We start from the raw sequence: 21,012 nt of genomic DNA, 5'->3' as shown, positions 1-21,012 counted from the left end.
ATGAAACCGCCGTATACGGAACCGTACGTACGGTGGTGTGAGAGGTCGGAGGTTAGTCGCCTCCTCCTACTCGATTACGTTGTCTAGCTCCAGCGCCCGCTTTTCTTATTTACCTATGGAATAAAACTAATTTAGCTTTAGGTGACACACAGCGATGTGTATATTCACTAAAACCTTTCTCTTCCAATTGTTGTTGTCCGATTGCTTTTGCTTCCTCATTATTTTGTGCTGTAAATTTTTCATCTAATAATTTTTCCCCGGATTTACTGAATACCGTTAATGTATATTCTCCCATAGCATAGCCTCCTTATGTTTAATCGCTATATTCTAAATATTATTATAAATTAAGACAAGAAAAATTTAAACTAAAACATTTGTAAAGCCTACTTGACATTAAGGAGTTTGTGAAGTAAACTTAACGTCAAGTGAACTTTACTATTTGTAAGGGGCGGAGTGAAGATGAAGACATTAATTCGTGAAAAAAGAACGGAATTAAACATCACACAAGAAGAATTATCTAAAAGGTTAAAAGTTTCCAGACAAACCATTATTTCACTTGAAAAAGGAAAATACAAACCTTCCTTAGTTTTAGCACATAAACTCGCCCAGACATTCGGATGTACGATTGAAGAATTATTTATTTTTGAAGGGGATGAGAATATTGAGTGAATCCTTTTTAGCGAATCCTTGGGGGTTAATGGGGGTCATTGGAGCAGGAATTATTTTGCTTGTTGTATACTTTGTTAATAAACATATTGGGAAGAAGAAACATTTATTTGATAAGATAAGTGAAAGTATAAGAATTTAGCTTATAAATCTTGTCATAGGGAAGTCCACGTCCAGCTCCAGCGCCCAGCGACTAGCGAGACTTCCTTCACCTCCGTGCGATAAGTCAACATCGACTCACTCCGTTCGTCGTGTTTCCTTTATCTCCTACGGCTCAGTCCAGTCCGTACGTCGCTAAACGGGCGCTTGCGCTTTTGGTCTGAACGTTATCATCAACAGACGAACCGTATGAAGGCAAGATCTTGGGATGCCATGATTGTGATATATATGATTGCATGGTGTATGGTGATTATATTTGATGGCATTTCATTTAGTTTCTTTCTAATAACAGCCCTTTATGTCTTCCATAATATTACCGCAATTATTGCAAAACTATATTTTCTTAACAAAGAATGATATGTTTTTGTTATAATCATACTGTTACTTTTAGGGGGGGATACAGAATGACGTTAGTGTTAAATCAAGTAACAAAAAGATTTGGAAAAGATACAGCAGTTAATCATTTATCGTTAAAAATCCCAGAAAAAGAAATGTTTGGATTTTTAGGTGGAAATGGCGCTGGAAAAACGACAACCTTTCGAATGATTCTAGGTCTTTTGGATATTACGGAAGGGGAAATTACTTGGAATGGCGAGCGAATTAACTACAGTAAAAGTCATCTCATAGGCTATCTTCCAGAGGAAAGAGGTTTATATCCGAAATTAACGGTTAAAGACCAAATCATTTATTTAGGTAAATTACGTGGGATGAGAAAGAAAGAAATCGTATCAGAGCTTGAAAGTTGGTTAGAGCGTTTTAAAGTACCGGAGTATATGAATAAACGGGTAGAAGAACTTTCAAAAGGGAACCAGCAAAAGATTCAATTCATCTCCGCAGTAATTCATAAACCCAAATTATTAATATTAGATGAACCATTCTCTGGGTTGGATCCTGTCAATGTAGAATTGTTGAAGCATGCTGTGATTGATTTGAAAGAACAAGGTACATCCATTGTATTTTCTTCACATCGCATGGAACATGTAGAAGAATTATGTGAGCATCTATGTATTTTGCACAAAGGGAACCCAGTTGTGGAAGGTTCATTACGGGAAATTAAACGTTCCTTCGGTAAGAAAAATCTTATCATTCATGCAGATTTTGAATTAGATTTTTTAGGTAATGAATCTGGAGTAGTACGATATAAGAAGGTAGCGGAAGGCTGTGAATTACAAATTGAAAATGAAGATGTTTCACAACGAATTTTTTCTTTGTTACAAGGAAAAGGATTTATTCGTAAATTTGAACTAGAGGAACCTTCCCTAAATGATATTTTCATAGAGAAGGTAGGTGCAAGCTATGAATAAATTTGGGGTAATCCTTTCACATACCTATTTATCAAAGCTGAAGGCAAAACCATTTATCATAAGTACTATCATTTCGCTATTATTCGTTGTTGCGTTGGCAAATATCCAGTCGATTATTGATCTTTTCACTGATGATGAGGTTGACCAAATTGCAGTAATCGATGAATCGAACACATTATTTGTTCCATTAACAACAAATGTAGAGGCGGCTAGTAATGATTTGGAATTAGTAGAGTTTGATGGGACAGTAGAAGAAGGGAAAGACGCTGTCATTAATGAGGAGTATAATGCACTTCTTGTTATCACGTTAAATGGTAAGCAATTACCAGAAGCGTCGTATTATGCTAATAATATTTCCGATACAGGTGATCAAATACTCCTTGAACAGCAAGTGCAACAGTTAAAAGTTGCATTAGCTACCCAATATTCAGGAATTGACGAAAAGGCATTAATGGAAATTAATGAACCGGTAACTTTTCAAGCAACCGCTTTGGACGAAACAGCTAAGACAGAAGAGGAACTGAATCAGGCAAGGGGTATTGTCTATGTCATGCTATTCGTTCTATATATAACGGTCATGTCATATGGGCAATTGATTATGACGGATGTGGCGAATGAAAAATCATCCCGAGTAATGGAACTCTTAGTCTCTAGTGCTCCAGCTGTGACACATATGTTTGCAAAGATCCTTGGTATTGCACTTCTTGGACTTACACAAGTCGGTTCTATTATCATACTAGGAATCATTCTTATTAAATCAAAACAGGATGAGTATATGGGAGGTATTTTTGAATATTTAGGGTTTCAAGATATTTCCCCAGCAGTTTACGTATATGCGATTATTTTCTTCTTATTAGGATATTTAGTATATGCAACCATTGCTGCAATGCTTGGTTCTCTAGTTAGCCGAGTAGAAGATACAGGACAAATGATGTTACCACTAATTTTCTTAATTATGATTGCATTCTTTATCGCTATGTTTGGTTTAGAGGCACCAGATTCAACTATCGTTAAGGTTACTTCCTTTATCCCGTTTTTCTCCCCAATGATCATGTTTATGAGAGTGGGAATGTTGGATATACCAACTTGGGAAGTAATGGTATCAATAGGAATAATAGTATTATCCATTCTTTTATTTGCGTATATTGGAGCAAAAGTATACAAAGGTGGAGTTTTACTGTATGGAAGATCCAGCTCATTAAAGGATTTCAAAAAAGCATTAGCCTTATCTAAAAAAGATTCTTAATTTAGTAGGGGAAGGTCAATATTAGATCTTCTCCTTTTTTGGTTGAAAAGTACTTAGGATGCAGAACGTGCATTCTGTTTCTTCGTTTGCTAGAATAGAAGTAAAAAAGGGGTGGGGAGGACAATGAAAGAGATATCTTTTATTCATGCAGCTGATTTACACTTAGATAGTCCATTTAAAGGGCTAGCCCATACACCAAATCATATTTTTCAAGAAATCGTGGAGAGTACCTTTGTTAGCTTAGATAGATTAGTTGCGGTTGCGATACAAAAAGAGGTAGATTTTGTTCTTATTGTCGGAGATTTATTCGATAATGAAAAACAAAGTTTAAAAGCACAAATTCAACTTCGTAAAGCTTTTGAAGAATTAAAAAGACATAACATAGAAGTTTATCTATCTTATGGAAATCATGATTTTATAAATGGTAACCTCCATCCTGTAACTTACCCAGATAATGTTCACATTTTCGAGAATGTTACCGTGTCCCATTTCACCTATAAGAAGAGAAATGAAGCTCTTGCTAATATCTATGGTTTTAGCTATGAGAATAGAGCTGTAACAGATGAAAAGGCGAAGGAATTTAAAGTAATCAATCATGATATTCCTTTTCACATTGCAACCTTACATGGAAGTATACAAAGTAACACAGATCATGATGTTTATGCTCCTTTTCAACTTTCCGAGTTACAAAAAGAGCCATTCGATTATTGGGGACTTGGCCATATACATAAACGAGAAGTTTTAAAGGAAAATCCATTTGTTGTTTATCCTGGGAATATACAAGGAAGAAATCGTAAAGAAACTGGGCAAAAAGGGTGTTATCATGTGGTATTATCGGAGACAGATTCGGTGTTAACTTTTATCCCATTAAATACGATTACATTCCAACCTGTCCAAGTTGATCTTACTAATTGCGAGAATCTTCACCAAGCAGAACGTCTCATTCAGGAAACGATAAATAATGATAGGCAAATAGCAGGGAAGACCCTGATAGATCTTAGCTTAACTGGCGACTTCGTATTGAAACAATGGGAAAACGCTAAGCAGATCGAGGAATTAATAGAAATAATAAATCAAATGATTTCCCAGGACCAACAGTGGAAATATATTTTTCACTTTACTACAAACATAAAAAGGAAAAATTTAGATGCGGAACTAAAAAAAGGGGAACATTTTATAGGTGAAGTTATTAGACAAGCTGAAAAGATGGATTTACAAAAATCTATCCAGGATCTGTATTTACATAAGCAAGCAAGAAGATATTTACATTCAGTCTCCTTAGAAGATCAACAAGTAATGAAAGAAGAGGCAAAAGAATTATTATTAAATGAATTGTTAAAGGGGTGATGCAATGAAATTTACAAAAGCTTATATTTATGGATTTGGTAAATGGATAAACTTTGAAATAAGCTTCTCTGATGGGATTTGTATTTATGGAGAGAATGAATCAGGAAAATCTACTATTTACTATTTTATTCTGTTTATGTTATTCGGATTACCCCCTAAGCAAAGGGAATTTTATCGTCCAAAGTCGGGGGGACAGATTGGTGGAAGGTTGACAATCGCCGATGAGGAAGTGGGAATTTTTACAATTGAGAGACTAGACAGTTTAAGAAACGGGGCAGCAAGTTGTTATACCCCTGATGGAATGGAATACGACGAAGATTGGTTAAAGAAACGGTTAAAGGGAACAACGTTAGAAACCTATCAATCTATATTTTCCTTTTCTGCAATGGATTTAAATAAGATTACAAATATGAAGGAATCCGACCTTGGTGAAGTGCTGTTAGGAATTGGATTAACTGGTTCAACGGAGATCCACCATCTAGAAAAAAAGTTAGACAACAAATTGGCTGAACTTTTTAAACCATATGGGAAAAAGCCAATGATCAACCGGCAATTGGATACATTAGATAAGCAGTTTGCTTCACTACAGGGGTATAAGAAGAACGAAACAACCTATCGCGAGAAGAAAATGAATGAATCCCAACTTGAAGATAGGTTGTGTGAATTAAAGAATGAACTTCAGGAAGAAAAGATAAAGCTACTAAACATTGAAAAAAATATACAAGCATTACCACTCATAGGAGAATATATTCGATATCAAAGTAATTTGGAAAAGTATGGACAAAATCTTGATTTTCCTGAACATGGTGAAACTCGTATTGAAAATATAAAATCTAATCTTTTACCACTCCAAAGCGAATTGGCTGTTTTAAAAGGGAATGCAAAGAAGTATCAAGAGAAATTGGAGCGGCTCCAAAATAAATTAGCAAATCAAAAGCTATATGAAGCAGCACAAACATTGGTTAAGCTGAAACATGAGTTTCTGGATAATAAAAAGGAGCTTGAGCGGACTGAAAACATCATTGATAGTAAGAAAATGGAAATAGAAATGGAATTAAATCGGTTAAATGTAGATTTACATTTTGAGCATTTATATAAGATGAATTTTCCATTTCGCATAGAACAAACATGGTTACAAATTAAAAGAGATGAAGGAAATGTAGCCTTAGAAAAAGAAAGAATCCAGGCAGAAGTACAACAATTAAAACAAGAAAGAAACTATCTCTATAATCAATTGGAAGAACTGGAAGAACAAATTTTACCAGATGAGAAGGTTTTTGAGTTAAATGAAAAAATAAATAGATTTCATAAACATCATGCTGTTCGAAATTTGCAGAATGAAGCGGTTCAAAAACAGCAAAATTGGAGGAAAAGAAGAGAAAAAAAAGAAAAAGATATGAATGTTTTCTTTATCAGTTGTCTTGTCATTGCAGTTGTTTTTTCAATGGTTGGGTTATTTACTGATATAAGAATACTCCTTGATATTAGTTTTCTATTATTGCTATTTGGAGTCGGACAATGGATGTGGGGAAGAAAAAGTTTAAAAGAAATGGAAATGGTTATACAATCAGATTTTGAATCTGACACGTTCCATACATTATCAAAAGACGATATTCAGGATGCAGAAATCCAAATCTCTGATCACCATAAACGTGTGTCTGAAATGGAAAATATTAAAGAACAATTAAAATCCAATGACATGAAACGGTTAAATTATCGGGATAAAATGAAGGTTGTGGAAGATAGGTACGAGAGTATTCAACAACAAATAAAGGAACAGTATCAATTCTATCCCTTTTTAAAACATGTCGATATTTCCTATTGGCCAGAATTGTTTCATGCATTGAAGCAACTTGTTTCCCAATTTAAAGAGTATATGAAAGTACTGGAGGATAAAGAAATACTTCTAGAAAAAGTAATCCGATTTCAGTCGGAAGTAAATGAATTTGTCAAAGAACAAAATTGGGAAACTGGTGATTTGATAGAACAACAGCTAAAAGCAATTGAATCTTTTATAAGGAAACAGCAAGAAATAACCCAACAAATCGAGCAATACACCGATTTACTAAAAGAAAATAGTAAAGAACAAGATGAATTATTGCTGCGAATAGGAACGTACGAAAGCGAAATAAGGAATCTATTAGAATTGGCTCAAGTGGAATCAGAGGAATTGTTTTATCAAAAGGCGAATCAAGTAAATGAAAAAAAACAGAACGAGGAAGCGCTAGACAACACGTTTGCTCAATTAGAAAGATTATTTCCCAATAGCCAATGGAAAGCCTTTGTAGAAAAGGCCCAGTCAGAAAGTGAACTAGAATGGATGCGAAATGATACGGCGAATAAGATTGAAGATTTGCAACAGGAGATTTCTAAAACGCAAAAGGAATTAGTTACGGTTCAGGCTCAGTTAGAAACAATGGAATCTTCTGAAGAGTATTCGAATAATTTACATCAGTTTGAAATGGAACAAGAACAATTAAATAAATTGGCAAGAGAATGGGCAATAATAAAAACAGCAAAAGAACTATTAAATGAAACAAAACGAGCATATAAGGAAAAGCATTTATATCAAGTGATGGAAGCTACATCATACTATTTTAGTAGGCTAACTGGATATAAATATAAAAGTGTATATGCCCCAATGGATCATAGGTCGTTTCAGGTTGAGGCAAATAACGGTTTACGATATGAGGTTAATGAACTTTCTAAGGGGACAATAGATCAACTCTATGTGTCATTGAGACTTGCCATTGGAAAAACAATGAGTGAAAGTAATCATTTACCGTTTATTTTGGACGATGCATTTTTACATTTTGATTCTTTACGAATAAAACAGGTAATTAACCTATTGGAAGAAATATCGAAAACGTATCAAGTTATCTTATTTACATGTAGGAAAGAGATAACCTTAGATATGGATCAAATAGAGATTATTTCTCTAAAAGCGACAGCCTTCAAATAATCCTATTCGCATAAATTAAAATTTAATGATACACTATTTCCAGAATAGCGTTAGTAGGGGGGGCACCCATTGACAACAGAAAGAGACGGAAAGAACTGGGAAAAGCATGAAGCGATAATTGAAAAGTTTATCCAAGTAATTGCAAAAAATATGGATTTATATGATATTACACCGTCAACTGGAAGATTATATGGTGTATTATACTTCAATGATGAACCGATGACATTAGATGATATGCGGGATGCTTTACATATGAGTAAAACAAGCATGTCTACTGGTGTTCGTACATTATCCGAAATGAGAATGGTGGAAACTGCCTTTCGTAAGGGGATTCGAAAAGATCTTTATCAATCAGAAGAAGACTGGTATAAGTCATTTACCTCTTTATTTGGTAAACGATGGAGATCCCAGACGGAATCAAATATTGATGAAACGATGGAAGCAATTGAAATCCTTGAAGAAATGTATAAAGAGACAAATGATGAAGAGCTAAAGGAAAAAATCGAACATGACTTGGAGAAATTGGAATATGCAAAAAAATATTATCAATGGCTCATGCAATTTATCAAAGTTATCGATTCCGGAGAGATATTTAATTATATTCCAAAGAATAAATAGAATACGATTGAGGAACAAAGGCGGAAGCGCCCGTTTAGCGACGTATAGACATTCCACCACCGTAGGAGATAAAGGAAGTCTCGCTAGTCGCTGGGCGCTGGAGCCGGACGTGATATAAAAACTAGAACATTTGCTATTGATTTAGCAAATGCTCTAGTTTTTATTTTTAACCCACCTCAAGCCTCTCGGGAAACCAAGAAGGTAGGTGGGTGATTAACTGCCCGTAAATGAAGGAAAACCCCCACTGATGGAAGTTTTCTTTATTTAATTACTTCTGCATTCTCATATCGGCTATCCAAATAATCTACTATGTGGATTAAATATCCTTCGATAGTTTCCGGTGATCTAACGGCTGACCCCCATTCAGGAAGGCCATGGTGACAAAGAATACAATGAGCCATTTGGTGAATTTCTTCCATCGAAACAGGAATATTCTCCTTTTCGATGATTTTAGATAAAATAAGAACACCATAAGGTATATGCCCAACCATGGCACCTAGTTCATCCATTGTAATTCCTGCTTGTTTACGATTTTCAAAGTTGCTATTTGTGGCAGTGGGAAATAGAAAACGGAAATCATCATAAGTTTTTCCAGCGTGATCATACTCAAGTAATTTACCAATATCATGAAATAATATACTTGTCATAAGTAAATCATAGTTTGGTTGACTCTCCTTATGCTTCATCGCACCATAAAACATGTTATATAAATGATCAATCGTACCTTTCCAAATAAAAGGCTGACTCTGATTACCTTGAATTTCTGCCCATAGCTCATTTTTATGGGCCTTCTCCACTATATTTATTAATTTCATTAATGCTTTATAGGGATTATCCTCAAATTTTAAAATAAACCGAGCAAAGCGCATTAGTCCGACTGTATGCTTTAATAACCCGCCTAAATAATTATGGTGATACCCTTTGGCTGCAGGTCTAATTGAAAATTGCTCCCAAAATTGATTCATCGCGGCAAGGCTAATTTCTTTATATGGAGATTTTAATTCATTGAGGTATGAAAATAATTCGATAGTCAAACCTTCTAAATCCTGTTTTGTATAAGGTAAGTATGTAAAAGGATTAATTTCCTCCTCACATGGATTTAACTCATTCACTGTTAATGATTTAAACCCATTAAATTCATCTACTTTTCCCACAACATCGAAAATGGAATATTGCTCTAATAATGGCAGGATTCTTTCAACTGCACCTTGATTATCCCATATTTTAGCTTGAATTACCCCAACATTATTACTAAACCGTACTTTTAAGAATTCTTTATTCGTCTTTGTTAATTGTACTTGATAATCATTAACTAGTAGACGAACATGAACCTGATTTCCGGCAGTTTCATGATCTAAATTAAAAGTATCCTTGCCATTTGGTAAAGAGGGTGGGGGAAATTGTTTTAAGATTTGTTCTCGTTCCAGGTCACTAACTTCAACGTTAATAGGAACATTTGAATAAAAATAGGATTGTGTATTTGACATGATACCACTCCAATTGTGCCGTAAGTTTACTACTATTTTAACCCTTTATAGTTTACTAGACAAAATGAAAAGATTTTCAATAAAAGAATATTTTTATGGAATCCATCATATATATTGGGGTAGATAGAAGTGGACAAGGGGGAAGGGCTATGATTCTTGGAGTACCTTGGTGGGTTCTTGCAGTTATTCTATTAATATTCTTTAGTGGTTATATGGCTTTTCGGGCAATGGTTGCAGAACGAAAACTTGAGCAACAAAATGCGGAGAGGGAAGGGAAGATTTTTATAGAACGAATGATAAAAGAAAAAGAACAACGGGAGAAAGATAGACAACAGACTTCATAATAAAAATAGAGGTACAACTAAAAATGAGTTGTACCTCTATTTATTTTATCCTTTAGCATCCTCTTTAGGAGCTTCTTGTTCATTTTGATTTGGTTTTTCTTGTTTAAACATATCTTTATATTCTTTTATTTTAATATCTACGTCAGCATCTTTAATCATATCGTCAATTTTATCTTGTAAAGCATTCATGTCCACTTTTTCAGAAACTAATTGGCGACGAATGTCATCTTTTACATCCTCGTATTTTTCAACTTTTCCTTCTTTTTTACGGACATCATTTACCTTGATAATGTGATAACCGTATTCTGTTTTTACGGGGTCACTAATTTCACCAGGTTTCATGCTATATGCTACATCTTCAAATTCTTTCACCATTTGGCCTGCAGAGAAATACCCTAATTTTCCACCTTCTTCAGCACTGTTGTCAGTGGAATACTCTTTAGCAAGCTTAGCGAAATCTTCCCCTTTATCTAATTTCTCTTTTACTTCTTTAGCTGTTTTTTCATCAGCCACTAGAATGTGTTGTGCATCAATTTCTGTCTTTTGTCTATCATATCTATTTTTGATTTCGTCTTCTGAAACTTCAACATCTTCAGCAGCTGCTTGTTCTTGTAGTAGAGAGATCTTTATGACTTTACGAAGGCTCTCCTCATCCCCGAAGTTTTGTTGAATAACCATATCGTATTGATCCCCATACATATCTTTCATATTTTTAATTTCATTGTCTATATCTTCTTCAGAAACCTCGTACTTATCTTCCAAAACCTTAGTAGTGACTAATTCTTTTAGTACACCTTCACCATATCGGTCTTTTAGTTCATTATAAAATTCATCTTTTGTAATGTCTCCCGCTTTTGACTCCATAACATCAGAGTTTCCATTATTACATGCAGACAGTGTAAAGACACTAGCAGTTAATGCAACTGCTACAATTAGTTTTTTCATCTAAACGAACACTCCTAATCTCTAAAATATAACTCTTATTTTATACAAAATTAAATATAACATACATCAATAGGAAATGAATAGTTGGAAACTAAATTACTTGAAAAATACCTAAATTCTGCCACAATTAAAAAGAACCCAGTATATACTGGATCCTTAATGAGCTTTTAGTAATATATCGAAGCCGTCATTTTCACTTTGGACATACGCTTCTTTTGGTGCGCGGATGATTTGATTCATATACCAGAAATCAAGGAATGAAACTCCAACATGAATACATGTAAATAATAAAATATATAAATAATACTTTGCAAAAAGATAAGTCAAAATGATTCCAGTAAATGTAATGAGAATTGTCGGTGAAATTAAAACGATTAAAGACACTTTTTTTGTTATATGGCTTTTTGTATAATAGGTAAAAATAGGAAATATTTTCATTTTAAATTTATAATAAATATGGACTCGTTTATTTAAGAGAATTAATGGTAAAATATGCATGAACGAATGAATACTAGGTAAAAAACAAACGGATATTAAAAATGGGATAAAACCAGTTTCATGATTTCGGTTAGTTCCATGATAAATCGTAAACGGAACATATAAAATGATAAATGTAAGAACACCAATTAATGTAGATATAAAATACGTTCGAGTTTTACCGATTTCTTTATCTGGATTAATGGATTTCCAACAATTCATACTTAAACACCTCTTTTTACGTGACACTTTTTATTTCAAATTCTAAGATTGATAAGAAATTACTTCATGAATAATAGTACGATTTGAAATAAAAATCAATAGTTATTTTGGCAGATGGGAAAGCATAAAAATCTTTCCCGTCTACATAAGCGCAACTAAGGCATTCGCCCTAAGCAAATGCTGAGTTTCCTAAGGTGGAAGATATCATACTTTCTTCCTGTATAAGTGCAACTAAGGCAACCGCCCAAAAACCTGGCGAATGCCAAGTTTTCTAAGACATTAAATATGAAAACGAATGAACATAAAACTCTGAAGGAATGCATATAATGGGGGGTTGAAAATATTGAAGGAGTTTGGGAAGTGTGATACCTCTTCATTTCATATTCAATTAATTTCAAAGGTTATCAATCTTAATAGGTATCCATTTATTAGATTAATTATTGAAAATAATATATCGGAAAAAGAGTATAATGATTTGATGGAACTGTTAAATGGCCTTAATCAGACATACCATCAACAAAAAGAAGAGGGGCTTATAGACTTTACTACGCTTCTTGTAAGATTCGCAGGCATGCTAAATGAAAAACTCAACCCAAATGAAACAATAGCTGCACTAAAAAAAGAAGGATATTATCCTTCTTTAATGAATGAGTTTACCAATATCATAACGAGAGAATCGAAAATACGAAAAAGGTAGAATTACTATTTTTCAAAAGATACGAAAGTATAAAAATTTAGCTTATTAAATCTTGTTAAAGGGAAGACCACGTCCAGCTCCAGCGCCCAGCGACTAGCGAGACTTCCCTCACCTCCGGACGATAAAGAAGACTTGCCGATGGTGAAACCAGAGGCTTAGTCGCACTTATACCCTTGTGGTGAAAGTCAACATCGACTCAAAGTACTAAAGGAAGGCCGACTAAGTACGGCCTTTGCGGCCAACGTCGGCATACCCCTATGAAGGGGCATGTTTCCTTTATCTCCTACGGCGGTGGAATGTCCGATTAAAACCGCCGCTTTGCGCGGCAACATCGGACCACCTGGCATGGCCAGGCGCAGTCCGTACGTCGCTTAACGGGCGCTTCCGCTTTTGTTCTCCACTCTCTCATAGAGTGATTCAATTTCGCTATGAAAAGCAATAATTTCCTTCAACCGATTAGAAACGTTCTTCACATCTGTTGAAGGTTCTTTATTTTGTTTGTCTATCATTATTTGTATTTCCTCTAATGTTTCTTTTTGGCTTTTTGCTGCATTAACCCATTCCGTGATATAAAAGTTCATAAATGTTTTAAATAATGGTGAATTTGCCTTATATAAATCCTTCCTTACGCCTTTTCTCCAAACGCGTTGTACTAAATTCATATCTAATAAACTACGAATATTGGTACTCATAGAAGTTTTACTTTTACCTAAAGCTTCGCTCATTTCATCAAGTGTAAGCGCCCTCCCGGAAAGGTATAAATATGAAAATAAACGTGCTTCTAATGGATGTAACCCGAACAATTGAACAGTTTTTGAAAATTCCGTAATAATTTGCTCTGTTTTTTCATTATTTATAATATCCATTAAACCACCAATCCCCTCTTATATAAAACCCTACAATAAATAATAAAATTTATAAAATTGACAGTTATGCAGTATTTTGACGTGATTAGGAGGAATTCAAAGCATTACTTACTTAATCTTTGTACAGTTCAAACTGTACATAAAATATATTCGAAAACAACGGTATTCACAGTTTGTGAAAGACTAACAATTAGATGTATAGTTATATAGTATGATCAGTTATTTAGAACTTTTGATGTCAAAACAGGTTTCTAAATAGTAAACATTTTGCTTAGCAGAAAGGAAGGTATATGTTTTCTTCCTGTAAAAGTGTTACTTAGGCATCGCCCAACTTAATAGCGAATGCCAAGTTTTCTAATTAAATAGATTAAAAGAAAGAGGTGAAAGATATGTCAATCATCCAAGTAGAAAAGTTAACAAAAGTATTTGGAAAGAATACAAAGCAAGCATTAAAACTACTGAATGAGGGCAAATCTAAAGAAGCCATTCTGAAAGAAACAGGATGTACGGTTGGGGTTAACCAGGCTTCATTTTCTGTAGAACAAGGTGAAATTTTTGTAATTATGGGTTTATCGGGGAGCGGTAAGTCAACATTAGTTCGCCTTATTAATCGATTAATTGAACCAACGATGGGAAGCATATTTATTGACGAAGAGGATTTATCTAAAATGGATAAAACAGCTCTGCGTCAAGTAAGAAGAGAAAAACTAAGTATGGTTTTCCAGAAGTTTGGATTGTTCCCACATCGAACGATATTAAAAAATGCGGAATATGGTTTAGAAATCCAAGATGTACCTAAAGAGGTACGTGAGAAGAAAGCAAAAGAAGCTCTCGAATTAGTCGGGCTTGGTAATTATTTAGAACAATTTCCTGGTCAGCTTTCGGGCGGGATGCAACAACGTGTCGGATTGGCCAGGGCACTAGCAAATGATCCGAAAGTATTATTAATGGATGAAGCCTTCTCGGCACTTGATCCATTAATTCGTAAAGAAATGCAGGATGAATTAATAGATCTACAAACAACGATGCAAAAAACAATTGTTTTTATTACACATGATCTTGATGAAGCATTACGTTTGGGAGATCGAATTGCATTAATGAAAGATGGTTCTATTGTACAAATTGGTACTCCTGAGGAGATATTAGTTCATCCGGCAAATGATTACGTTGAAAAATTCGTGGAAGATGTTGATAAGTCTAAAGTATTAAGTGCTCAACACATTATGAAACGACCAGAAACGATTAATGTAGAAAAACATGGACCACGTGTTGCTTTAGAAAGAATGAGGGAAGAAGGTTTATCGAGTATTTTTGTAGTAGATGGTAAGAGAAATTTAAAAGGATATATTACTGCAGATGATGCTTCTGACGCACGTAAGAAAGACATTAGAGATGTACAACAAATAATCAAAACGGACATGCCGACAGTGAATAAAGATACGGCATTGCACGATATATTTTCTATCATTTATGATTCGCAAGTACCAGTAACAGTAGTGGAAGAAGGGAAACTAGTAGGAGTTATTGTCAGAGGTTCTGTTATAGCGGCTCTTGCTGGGGAAGGCGAGGTGAATGTAGAAAATGCTTAATAGTCTATTAGATTTTATACCAAAATTACCTATTGCAGAAGGTACGGAATGGGTAACAGATAAAACGAAAGAAACATTTGCATTTTTATTCGAACCGATCAAAAAATATTTAAATGAGTTTATGGGATTCTTCACAGATGATGTACTATTAGCAATTCCACCTGTCATTTTTATCCTTGCCGTTGCGGTGCTAGCGTTCTTTGTTTCCGGGAAGAAATTTGGTCTTGCAGCTTTTTCCATCGTTGGTCTTTGGTTAATTTATAATCAAGGTCATTGGGAAAATTTAATGAATACTGTCACACTAGTATTGTTAGCGAGTATCTTATCCGTTATTATTGGTGTTCCAATTGGTATATTGATGTCTAAAAGTAAAATTGCAAATACCATTATTACGCCAATTCTAGACTTTATGCAAACCATGCCAGCTTTTGTTTATTTAATACCTGCTGTAGCATTTTTCAGTATTGGTATGGTTCCAGGTGTGTTTGCTTCTTTAATATTTGCCACACCGCCAACTGTTCGATTTACAAACCTAGGGATTAGGCAAGTTTCCAGTGAACTGGTTGAAGCGGCAGATGCTTTTGGTAGTACAGGAGCACAGAAGTTATTTAAGGTAGAATTACCCATGGCGAAATCAACCATTATGGCTGGAATTAACCAAACCGTAATGCTAGCTCTATCCATGGTTGTTATTGCTTCTATGATTGGCGCGAAAGGTCTTGGTAGAGAAGTTCTTTCATCTCTTCAACGTGCAGAGGTGGGTACTGGTTTCGTAGCTGGTTTAGGTATTGTTATTTTAGCAATTATCATTGATCGTATTACCCAAAATATGAACAAGAAAAAATAAGTCTAGTTGGTATCTTTTCAATTTGAAAAGTCTAAATATAATAATTTTAAAAAAGGGGAGATTTTATTTATGTTTAATCTGAACTGGAAACGTCTTAGTGTTGTAGCTGGACTTTCCTTATCATTAGTTGCAGCAGGTTGTGGTGCGAATGACTCAGAATCAGATAATACTGCTTCTGACGGTAAATCAAAAGAGCAAAAAGAATTGAATTTAGCTTATGTAGAATGGGATTCAGAGGTCGCGTCTTCCAATGTTATTGGGAAAGTTCTTGAAGATTTAGGTTATAAAGTTGAATTAACTCCACTTGATAATGCCGTTATGTGGGAAGCAGTTGCAAGTGGGGAAGCCGATGCTTCGGTTTCTGCATGGTTGCCAGTAACACATGAATCACAAGCCGCCCAATACGGTGACCAGGTGGAAGATTTAGGACCTAATTTGGAAGGCGCTAAAATAGGTTTAGTTGTTCCTGAATATATGGAAGATGTTAATTCTATTGCTGATTTAAAAGATCAAGCTGATAAAAAAATTACCGGTATTGACGCAGGTGCTGGTGTAGTTGCTGCCGCTGAACAATCATTAGAAGACTATGATAATCTTGATGGATGGGAAGTTCAAACTTCTTCAAGTGGTGCAATGGCAACTGCATTAGGGGAAGCAATTAAAAACAAAGAAGATATTGTTGTAACTGGTTGGTCTCCACACTGGAAATTCTCCAAATATGATCTTAAATATTTAGATGACCCTGAAGGAACTTTTGGAGGAGAAGAAACGATTAATACCTTTGTTCGCGAAGGATTAAAAGACGATGCATCTGAAGCTTACCAAGTATTGGATAACTTCCATTGGGATATTTCTGATATGGAAGAAGTAATGTTAGCTATTCAAAATGGGGAAAGCCCTGAAGATGCAGCAGCAGCTTGGGTAGAAGAAAACCAAGATAAAGTAGCTGAGTGGACAGAAGGAATTGAATAATTAAATAGGCATAAAAAAGCTGATACATGTTTAAAATGTATCAGCTTTTTGTTTAATTTGTGGTGGTAGTCTTTACCTTTTCTTCAAGGTCTCTTAAACTGCTTTCTATTTGTTCCAAGTACTTATGAATATTTTCTTGGTGAGGCTCTACCGTGTCTTTCCATTCTTCTACTGATTTCTTGATATCTTGGGTTAAATCTTTAATTAAGGAAGCACTTTCCTTTGAAGTTTCAGTAATTTGTCTTTTAAGACGTAATCCATCTTCTTTTAAGTTATTAAGTAATTCTTTCATATCATGTTCTCTAAAACGATTACGAAAGTCTTTTCCAGATGAAGGTGTAGTTAATAAAGCTACGGATGCACTAACAGCTCCGCCAACAATGAGTCCTAAAACGAGTGATTTCGTTCTTGACAAAGTTAACACGCTCCTTTCACTTTATATTATAACATAATAATACTACAGTAATGCGTTGGTTGTAAGTGATACATCTCTATTTTTAGAAAAAAAGATCCTCAGGCATGATGCCAGAGGAACCTCTTTGCGTTTAAGTTGCTGCGATGAACTTTGTTCGTTTCATGATGGATTGGACAACAGGGTAAATAACTACCATGATTAGCGTGTTTACTGCAGCAGCGGGTAGGACAGCACCAACAAACATTGCTAAGAAAGTTCCATTACCTAACCCAGCAAACAATGCAACTACACCAACAAATACGGAACCACTAATGACCGTTCCAATGAAAGTTAAGATAGGTGCACTGATCGCATTGCGAACTTTCTTTTGTAGTAGTACAAAAAGAGCTAAAACAATAAATGCAGATAAAGGCTTATCAATCATGTTTGCAATTTGTCCACCGGGTGCTTGTGTAGTTAAAGCAGAAATAACTCCAGATACTAATGCCAATAACAGAACGTATCTTGCTTTAGGGAATAGAAATACGCCTAAAAACATCATGGATAACAACATATCTGGCTTAACACCAAAAACAAACCCTGGTACGACTGCGTGTAATACTGTACCAATCCCCACCAAAAGTGACAAAGTAATTAAAATGCGAATATTCATACTGATCTCTCCTCATCTATGCTTTTCTAAGCTACTCCCAACTGTACACTCGTTGTCAGTTGCGGAAACTTACAGCTATTATAACAAAAATAGAAATAAATAAATAGTGCTATTTATTTATTTCTATTTTTTCAGACTAATTTTGGATGTTTTGTCCGATTTCTTTAGCAATCTGTTGTAAATCTTCTGAAGTATAGTCATCGGTGTGAACGGTCCAATTTGGTGTATAGCCGTCTCCTTCGCCATATCGTGGGATAAGGTGGATATGTAAATGAAATACAGACTGTTCAGCAGCTTCTCCGTTGTTGTTTAACGTATTTAATCCAAGTGGTTGGTATGTTTCTTTTATAGCATTTGCTACTTTTGGAATTCGCGCATACAATTCTTTAGCTACTTCGGGTGGTGTTTCGAAAATATCTTTGACATGTGTTTTTGGAATGACTAATGTATGTCCTTTTGTAACTTGAGAAATGTCTAAAAACGCATACACATGCTCATCTTCGTAAACTTTTGCAGACGGAATATCACCATTTATAATCTTACAAAAAATACAATCTTCATGATTCATATTGATCACTCCTAATTAATAGTAATTACTACCTTCATCGGACTTTTTGAACATCCTCTTCTATTGTATATAGGAAGCGGAAACAAAGTAAAGTGTTTTAGAAAAAGAAATAGGCCCAACCCGTATATATACGAGCTAGACCTATTATTTGAAGAAACAGGATGGTAAACCTAATGAGTGGGGACAGTAAACTTGTTAAATCGTAATTTAACTGTTTACAAAAACCTTTTTGTCAAAGCCTCATATAATGAGACGATATCTGGCAAAAGGGTTTTCTACATTAGAATCGCCAACACCAACACCTCATTTGTGTGTAAATTAGTCTCAAATTCAGAGTAGATTATCGTTCACTAACACCTCATTTGTGTTTTTTAATATACACAAAATCTATATTAGTAACTCGATCACTAACACCTCATTTGTGATTCACACTTGGTTAAGTGTTTGCTGCATCCTGTTTCTTCACTACCTATTCTGTACTTGTTTCTTATTTTATATACAACAAATTAAAAATATTTCTTTAAAAAAATAAAACCCTATTTTCGTGTCGAAATTTTAATGACAGTTTGTTTTGGAAAAGCTTGCTAAACGTGATAAAATCAAGGGTAATGAAGAGGAGGAAATGATTTGGATTCACTTTTACATATTGATAATCTTTATGGTGGTTATACACATAAAAACGTCCTTCATGGTATTTCCTTTGATGTGAAGCCGAAAGAAATTGTTGGGTTAATTGGATTAAATGGTGCAGGAAAAAGTACAACCATTAAACATGTAATTGGACTTATGCAACCCAAAAAAGGGAACATCGTCGTAAATGGAAAAACATTTAAAGAAAGTTCTACAACTTATCGAAAGCAAATCGCATATATTCCTGAAATGCCAATCCTTTATGATGAATTGACTTTATATGAACACCTTCAACTTACTGCAATGGCATACGGACTTAGTGAAGATATCTTTAAGGAACGATTAGATCCTTTACTAAAGGAATTTCGTATGGAAAAAAAGCTAAATTGGTTTCCTGTTCATTTTTCAAAGGGGATGCGTCAAAAAGTAATGATTATGTGTGCATTCTTAATTAATCCTCCATTGTATATTGTCGACGAGCCGTTCGTTGGACTAGACCCATTAGGAATACAGTCTTATTTACAATTAATGAATGATGTAAAAAACAATGGTGCAGGTGTCTTAATGTCTACACATATTTTAGCAACTGCTGAACGGTATTGTGATCGTTTTGTTATTTTGCATGACGGTAAGATTCGTGCTTTAGGTACATTGGACGAGTTAAGAGACGATTTCAATATGCCTCAAGCAACTTTAGATGATTTATATGTTCAATTAACAAAGGAAGATAGCCATGTTTGATTCCCATTTGTTTTATAAAAGGCGTTTATCTGCCCATATAAAGGAATTAGGGAGATATTTACGCTATATTTTAAATGGACATATGGTTATTGTGCTTTTCTTTTTAATTTCTACTTTAGCTGTCTATTATCGGCAGGCTTTAGATGATTTACCGTCTAACTTTCCAACTGCTCTGGTTATTGGAGTTTTATTTGGTTTAGTTGCTAGCTATAGTCCTGTACGAACGTTATTAAAGGAACCTGATCTTGTTTTTATCATTACTGCAGAAGATAAGATGAGTGCTTATTTTCGTAATACTTTAATTTATAGTTTCGTGATTCAACTATATTTAATTTTACTTATAGCAGCTGCTTTAGGTCCTTTATTTTTTGCTTCTTATCCGGAACGTACTGGAAGTATTTATCTACTTACTTTACTCGTTTTACTTATTATAAAAATAGGCAATCTTTTTGCAAATTGGTGGATGCTAAAAGTTAGAGATAAAAATATACGATTATTGGATGCTTTCGTCCGTATCATATTAAACATAACCATTTTTTATTTTGTAATACGTGGCGATGTTATGTTTGCAGGGATTACGACGTTTATTTTTGTTATCATCTTTCTCTACGATTATTATTATTCCAAAAAGCAAATAGGGATTAACTGGGAATTATTAATCGAAAAAGACCAACATCGCTTACAGGCATTTTATCGTTTTGCTAATATGTTTGCAGATGTGCCACATTTAAAGGTACGTGTTAAAAAACGTCAGTGGCTCGTTCGATTGGTTACAAATTCTGTTCCATTTCATAATAAAAATAGTTATGACTACTTATACCGTATCACTTTTGTACGTAGTGGAGAGTACATAGGGATGTATTTCCGTTTACTCGTAATTGGAGGATTATTCATTTTCTTTGTCCCAAATATGTGGTTAAAGGTTATTCTTAGCATCCTATTTTTATATTTAAGTACATTCCAAATGATGACATTGTATCATCACCATCGAGTGAATATATGGTTAGATTTGTATCCTGTTGAAATGAGTGAGCGCAAAAGAGCCGTCATGAAAATTTTATATCAATTAAGTATTGTTCAAACGATTCTTTTTGCTCTTGTTATTGTATTAACACAAGAATATTTAGGATTTGTGATTGCTTTAATTGGTGGGTTATTGTTTAGTTTCGTATTTATTAGTGGGTATGTGAAATCTAAATTAGAATAAAACAAAAATAATCAGTGGAATAATAAGCTCCACTGATTTATTTTTGGAAGA

22 protein-coding genes are annotated in these 21,012 nt (G+C 34.4%); 14 read left to right on the top strand and 8 right to left on the bottom strand.

Annotated elements, in window-relative coordinates:
• Positions 1–109: 109 nt before the first annotated feature.
• Complete coding sequence (locus ACFQ18_RS08945; RefSeq protein WP_204798126.1) at positions 110–295, bottom strand: YhzD family protein; 186 nt, start codon at positions 293–295, stop codon at positions 110–112.
• Positions 296–459: 164 nt separating this feature from the next.
• Between ACFQ18_RS08945 and ACFQ18_RS08940 the strand changes: the two genes are divergently transcribed.
• From ACFQ18_RS08940 to ACFQ18_RS08910, 7 genes are all read left to right on the top strand, one after another.
• Positions 460–669 (top strand): helix-turn-helix transcriptional regulator, encoded by a 210-nt coding sequence (locus tag ACFQ18_RS08940; protein WP_047185276.1) that lies wholly within the window; start codon positions 460–462, stop codon positions 667–669.
• Positions 662–808 (top strand): hypothetical protein, encoded by a 147-nt coding sequence (locus tag ACFQ18_RS08935; RefSeq protein ID WP_157851580.1) that lies wholly within the window; start codon positions 662–664, stop codon positions 806–808. Before ACFQ18_RS08940 ends, ACFQ18_RS08935 begins: the two co-directional genes overlap by 8 nt.
• 421 nt (positions 809–1,229) lie before the next feature.
• Positions 1,230–2,129, top strand: a complete 900-nt coding sequence (locus ACFQ18_RS08930) for an ABC transporter ATP-binding protein (protein WP_204798127.1) — start codon at positions 1,230–1,232, stop codon at positions 2,127–2,129.
• Positions 2,122–3,375, top strand: coding sequence for an ABC transporter permease (locus ACFQ18_RS08925; protein WP_204798128.1), 1,254 nt, complete (start codon positions 2,122–2,124; stop codon positions 3,373–3,375). The genes ACFQ18_RS08930 and ACFQ18_RS08925 overlap by 8 nt, the downstream gene beginning before the upstream one ends.
• Positions 3,376–3,498: 123 nt before the next feature.
• Positions 3,499–4,722: a metallophosphoesterase family protein gene (locus ACFQ18_RS08920; protein WP_204798129.1), complete on the top strand. Its 1,224-nt coding sequence runs from the start codon at positions 3,499–3,501 to the stop codon at positions 4,720–4,722.
• A 4-nt stretch (positions 4,723–4,726) separates the two neighbouring features.
• A complete protein-coding gene (locus ACFQ18_RS08915) occupies positions 4,727–7,684 on the top strand; it encodes an ATP-binding protein (RefSeq protein WP_204798130.1) in 2,958 nt (985 codons plus the stop codon).
• Between the two features lie 69 nt (positions 7,685–7,753).
• The gene (locus ACFQ18_RS08910) at positions 7,754–8,302 is read left to right on the top strand and encodes a GbsR/MarR family transcriptional regulator (protein WP_060667481.1); all 549 of its coding nucleotides are present in this window, start codon (positions 7,754–7,756) and stop codon (positions 8,300–8,302) included.
• Between the two features lie 260 nt (positions 8,303–8,562).
• Here the strand turns inward: ACFQ18_RS08910 and ACFQ18_RS08905 are convergent, their stop codons facing one another.
• Complete coding sequence (locus tag ACFQ18_RS08905; RefSeq protein WP_060667480.1) at positions 8,563–9,789, bottom strand: HD domain-containing protein; 1,227 nt, start codon at positions 9,787–9,789, stop codon at positions 8,563–8,565.
• Between the two features lie 149 nt (positions 9,790–9,938).
• On the opposite strand from ACFQ18_RS08905, the gene ACFQ18_RS08900 reads away from it, so the two are divergent.
• On the top strand, positions 9,939–10,133 hold the full coding sequence (locus tag ACFQ18_RS08900; RefSeq protein ID WP_052771720.1) for a sporulation YhaL family protein: 195 nt from the start codon (positions 9,939–9,941) through the stop codon (positions 10,131–10,133).
• A gap of 45 nt (positions 10,134–10,178) precedes the next feature.
• On the opposite strand, the gene ACFQ18_RS08895 is transcribed toward ACFQ18_RS08900, so the two are convergent.
• Positions 10,179–11,078 carry a peptidylprolyl isomerase gene (locus tag ACFQ18_RS08895; protein WP_047185304.1) on the bottom strand — a complete coding sequence of 300 codons (900 nt, stop codon included), beginning with the start codon at positions 11,076–11,078 and terminating at the stop codon, positions 10,179–10,181.
• A 156-nt stretch (positions 11,079–11,234) separates the two neighbouring features.
• Entirely contained in the window at positions 11,235–11,777 is a 543-nt protein-coding gene (locus ACFQ18_RS08890; protein WP_047185305.1) for a DUF3267 domain-containing protein, read from the bottom strand.
• 343 nt (positions 11,778–12,120) lie between these two features.
• On the opposite strand from ACFQ18_RS08890, the gene ACFQ18_RS08885 reads away from it, so the two are divergent.
• A complete protein-coding gene (locus tag ACFQ18_RS08885; protein ID WP_052771721.1) occupies positions 12,121–12,474 on the top strand; it encodes a DUF1878 family protein in 354 nt (117 codons plus the stop codon).
• Positions 12,475–12,845: 371 nt separating this feature from the next.
• Here the strand turns inward: ACFQ18_RS08885 and ACFQ18_RS08880 are convergent, their stop codons facing one another.
• Positions 12,846–13,340 (bottom strand): GbsR/MarR family transcriptional regulator, encoded by a 495-nt coding sequence (locus ACFQ18_RS08880; RefSeq protein ID WP_047185306.1) that lies wholly within the window; start codon positions 13,338–13,340, stop codon positions 12,846–12,848.
• 389 nt (positions 13,341–13,729) lie between these two features.
• On the opposite strand from ACFQ18_RS08880, the gene ACFQ18_RS08875 reads away from it, so the two are divergent.
• From ACFQ18_RS08875 to ACFQ18_RS08865, 3 genes are all read left to right on the top strand, one after another.
• Complete coding sequence (locus ACFQ18_RS08875; protein WP_060667479.1) at positions 13,730–14,929, top strand: quaternary amine ABC transporter ATP-binding protein; 1,200 nt, start codon at positions 13,730–13,732, stop codon at positions 14,927–14,929.
• Positions 14,922–15,776: an ABC transporter permease gene (locus ACFQ18_RS08870; RefSeq protein ID WP_047185308.1), complete on the top strand. Its 855-nt coding sequence runs from the start codon at positions 14,922–14,924 to the stop codon at positions 15,774–15,776. Before ACFQ18_RS08875 ends, ACFQ18_RS08870 begins: the two co-directional genes overlap by 8 nt.
• A 69-nt stretch (positions 15,777–15,845) precedes the next feature.
• On the top strand, positions 15,846–16,748 hold the full coding sequence (locus ACFQ18_RS08865; RefSeq protein ID WP_047185309.1) for a glycine betaine ABC transporter substrate-binding protein: 903 nt from the start codon (positions 15,846–15,848) through the stop codon (positions 16,746–16,748).
• Between the two features lie 52 nt (positions 16,749–16,800).
• Here ACFQ18_RS08865 and ACFQ18_RS08860 read toward each other — a convergent pair whose 3' ends face one another.
• The 3 genes from ACFQ18_RS08860 to ACFQ18_RS08850 all read right to left on the bottom strand — a co-directional run bounded on the left by ACFQ18_RS08860 (position 16,801) and on the right by ACFQ18_RS08850 (position 18,383).
• Positions 16,801–17,172: a YtxH domain-containing protein gene (locus ACFQ18_RS08860; RefSeq protein ID WP_370447396.1), complete on the bottom strand. Its 372-nt coding sequence runs from the start codon at positions 17,170–17,172 to the stop codon at positions 16,801–16,803.
• A 121-nt stretch (positions 17,173–17,293) separates the two neighbouring features.
• Positions 17,294–17,815: a tryptophan transporter gene (locus tag ACFQ18_RS08855; protein WP_047185311.1), complete on the bottom strand. Its 522-nt coding sequence runs from the start codon at positions 17,813–17,815 to the stop codon at positions 17,294–17,296.
• A gap of 136 nt (positions 17,816–17,951) precedes the next feature.
• Entirely contained in the window at positions 17,952–18,383 is a 432-nt protein-coding gene (locus tag ACFQ18_RS08850; protein ID WP_047185312.1) for an HIT family protein, read from the bottom strand.
• A gap of 627 nt (positions 18,384–19,010) precedes the next feature.
• Between ACFQ18_RS08850 and ACFQ18_RS08845 the strand changes: the two genes are divergently transcribed.
• Positions 19,011–19,754 (top strand): ABC transporter ATP-binding protein, encoded by a 744-nt coding sequence (locus ACFQ18_RS08845; RefSeq protein WP_047185313.1) that lies wholly within the window; start codon positions 19,011–19,013, stop codon positions 19,752–19,754.
• Positions 19,747–20,961, top strand: coding sequence for an ABC transporter permease (locus ACFQ18_RS08840; protein WP_204798131.1), 1,215 nt, complete (start codon positions 19,747–19,749; stop codon positions 20,959–20,961). The genes ACFQ18_RS08845 and ACFQ18_RS08840 overlap by 8 nt, the downstream gene beginning before the upstream one ends.
• The last annotated feature ends 51 nt before the right edge of the window (positions 20,962–21,012 follow it).

It is taken from the genome of Oceanobacillus caeni (assembly GCF_042678465.1).
Taxonomy (GTDB): Bacteria; Bacillota; Bacilli; order Bacillales; family Amphibacillaceae; genus Oceanobacillus; species Oceanobacillus caeni.
This window is presented reverse-complemented; position numbering and strand designations above follow the sequence as displayed.

Excerpts from the sequence above, each read along its gene's own strand:
- ACFQ18_RS08945 (WP_204798126.1), bottom strand. The coding sequence starts at position 295 with ATGGGAGAATATACATTAACGGTATTCAGTAAATCCGGGGAAAAATTA.
- ACFQ18_RS08940 (WP_047185276.1), top strand. The coding sequence starts at position 460 with ATGAAGACATTAATTCGTGAAAAAAGAACGGAATTAAACATCACACAA.
- ACFQ18_RS08930 (WP_204798127.1), top strand. The coding sequence starts at position 1,230 with ATGACGTTAGTGTTAAATCAAGTAACAAAAAGATTTGGAAAAGATACA.
- ACFQ18_RS08925 (WP_204798128.1), top strand. The coding sequence starts at position 2,122 with ATGAATAAATTTGGGGTAATCCTTTCACATACCTATTTATCAAAGCTG.
- ACFQ18_RS08920 (WP_204798129.1), top strand. The coding sequence starts at position 3,499 with ATGAAAGAGATATCTTTTATTCATGCAGCTGATTTACACTTAGATAGT.
- ACFQ18_RS08915 (WP_204798130.1), top strand. The coding sequence starts at position 4,727 with ATGAAATTTACAAAAGCTTATATTTATGGATTTGGTAAATGGATAAAC.
- ACFQ18_RS08905 (WP_060667480.1), bottom strand. The coding sequence starts at position 9,789 with ATGTCAAATACACAATCCTATTTTTATTCAAATGTTCCTATTAACGTT.
- ACFQ18_RS08900 (WP_052771720.1), top strand. The coding sequence starts at position 9,939 with ATGATTCTTGGAGTACCTTGGTGGGTTCTTGCAGTTATTCTATTAATA.
- ACFQ18_RS08895 (WP_047185304.1), bottom strand. The coding sequence starts at position 11,078 with ATGAAAAAACTAATTGTAGCAGTTGCATTAACTGCTAGTGTCTTTACA.
- ACFQ18_RS08890 (WP_047185305.1), bottom strand. The coding sequence starts at position 11,777 with ATGAATTGTTGGAAATCCATTAATCCAGATAAAGAAATCGGTAAAACT.
- ACFQ18_RS08880 (WP_047185306.1), bottom strand. The coding sequence starts at position 13,340 with ATGGATATTATAAATAATGAAAAAACAGAGCAAATTATTACGGAATTT.
- ACFQ18_RS08875 (WP_060667479.1), top strand. The coding sequence starts at position 13,730 with ATGTCAATCATCCAAGTAGAAAAGTTAACAAAAGTATTTGGAAAGAAT.
- ACFQ18_RS08870 (WP_047185308.1), top strand. The coding sequence starts at position 14,922 with ATGCTTAATAGTCTATTAGATTTTATACCAAAATTACCTATTGCAGAA.
- ACFQ18_RS08865 (WP_047185309.1), top strand. The coding sequence starts at position 15,846 with ATGTTTAATCTGAACTGGAAACGTCTTAGTGTTGTAGCTGGACTTTCC.
- ACFQ18_RS08855 (WP_047185311.1), bottom strand. The coding sequence starts at position 17,815 with ATGAATATTCGCATTTTAATTACTTTGTCACTTTTGGTGGGGATTGGT.
- ACFQ18_RS08850 (WP_047185312.1), bottom strand. The coding sequence starts at position 18,383 with ATGAATCATGAAGATTGTATTTTTTGTAAGATTATAAATGGTGATATT.
- ACFQ18_RS08840 (WP_204798131.1), top strand. The coding sequence starts at position 19,747 with ATGTTTGATTCCCATTTGTTTTATAAAAGGCGTTTATCTGCCCATATA.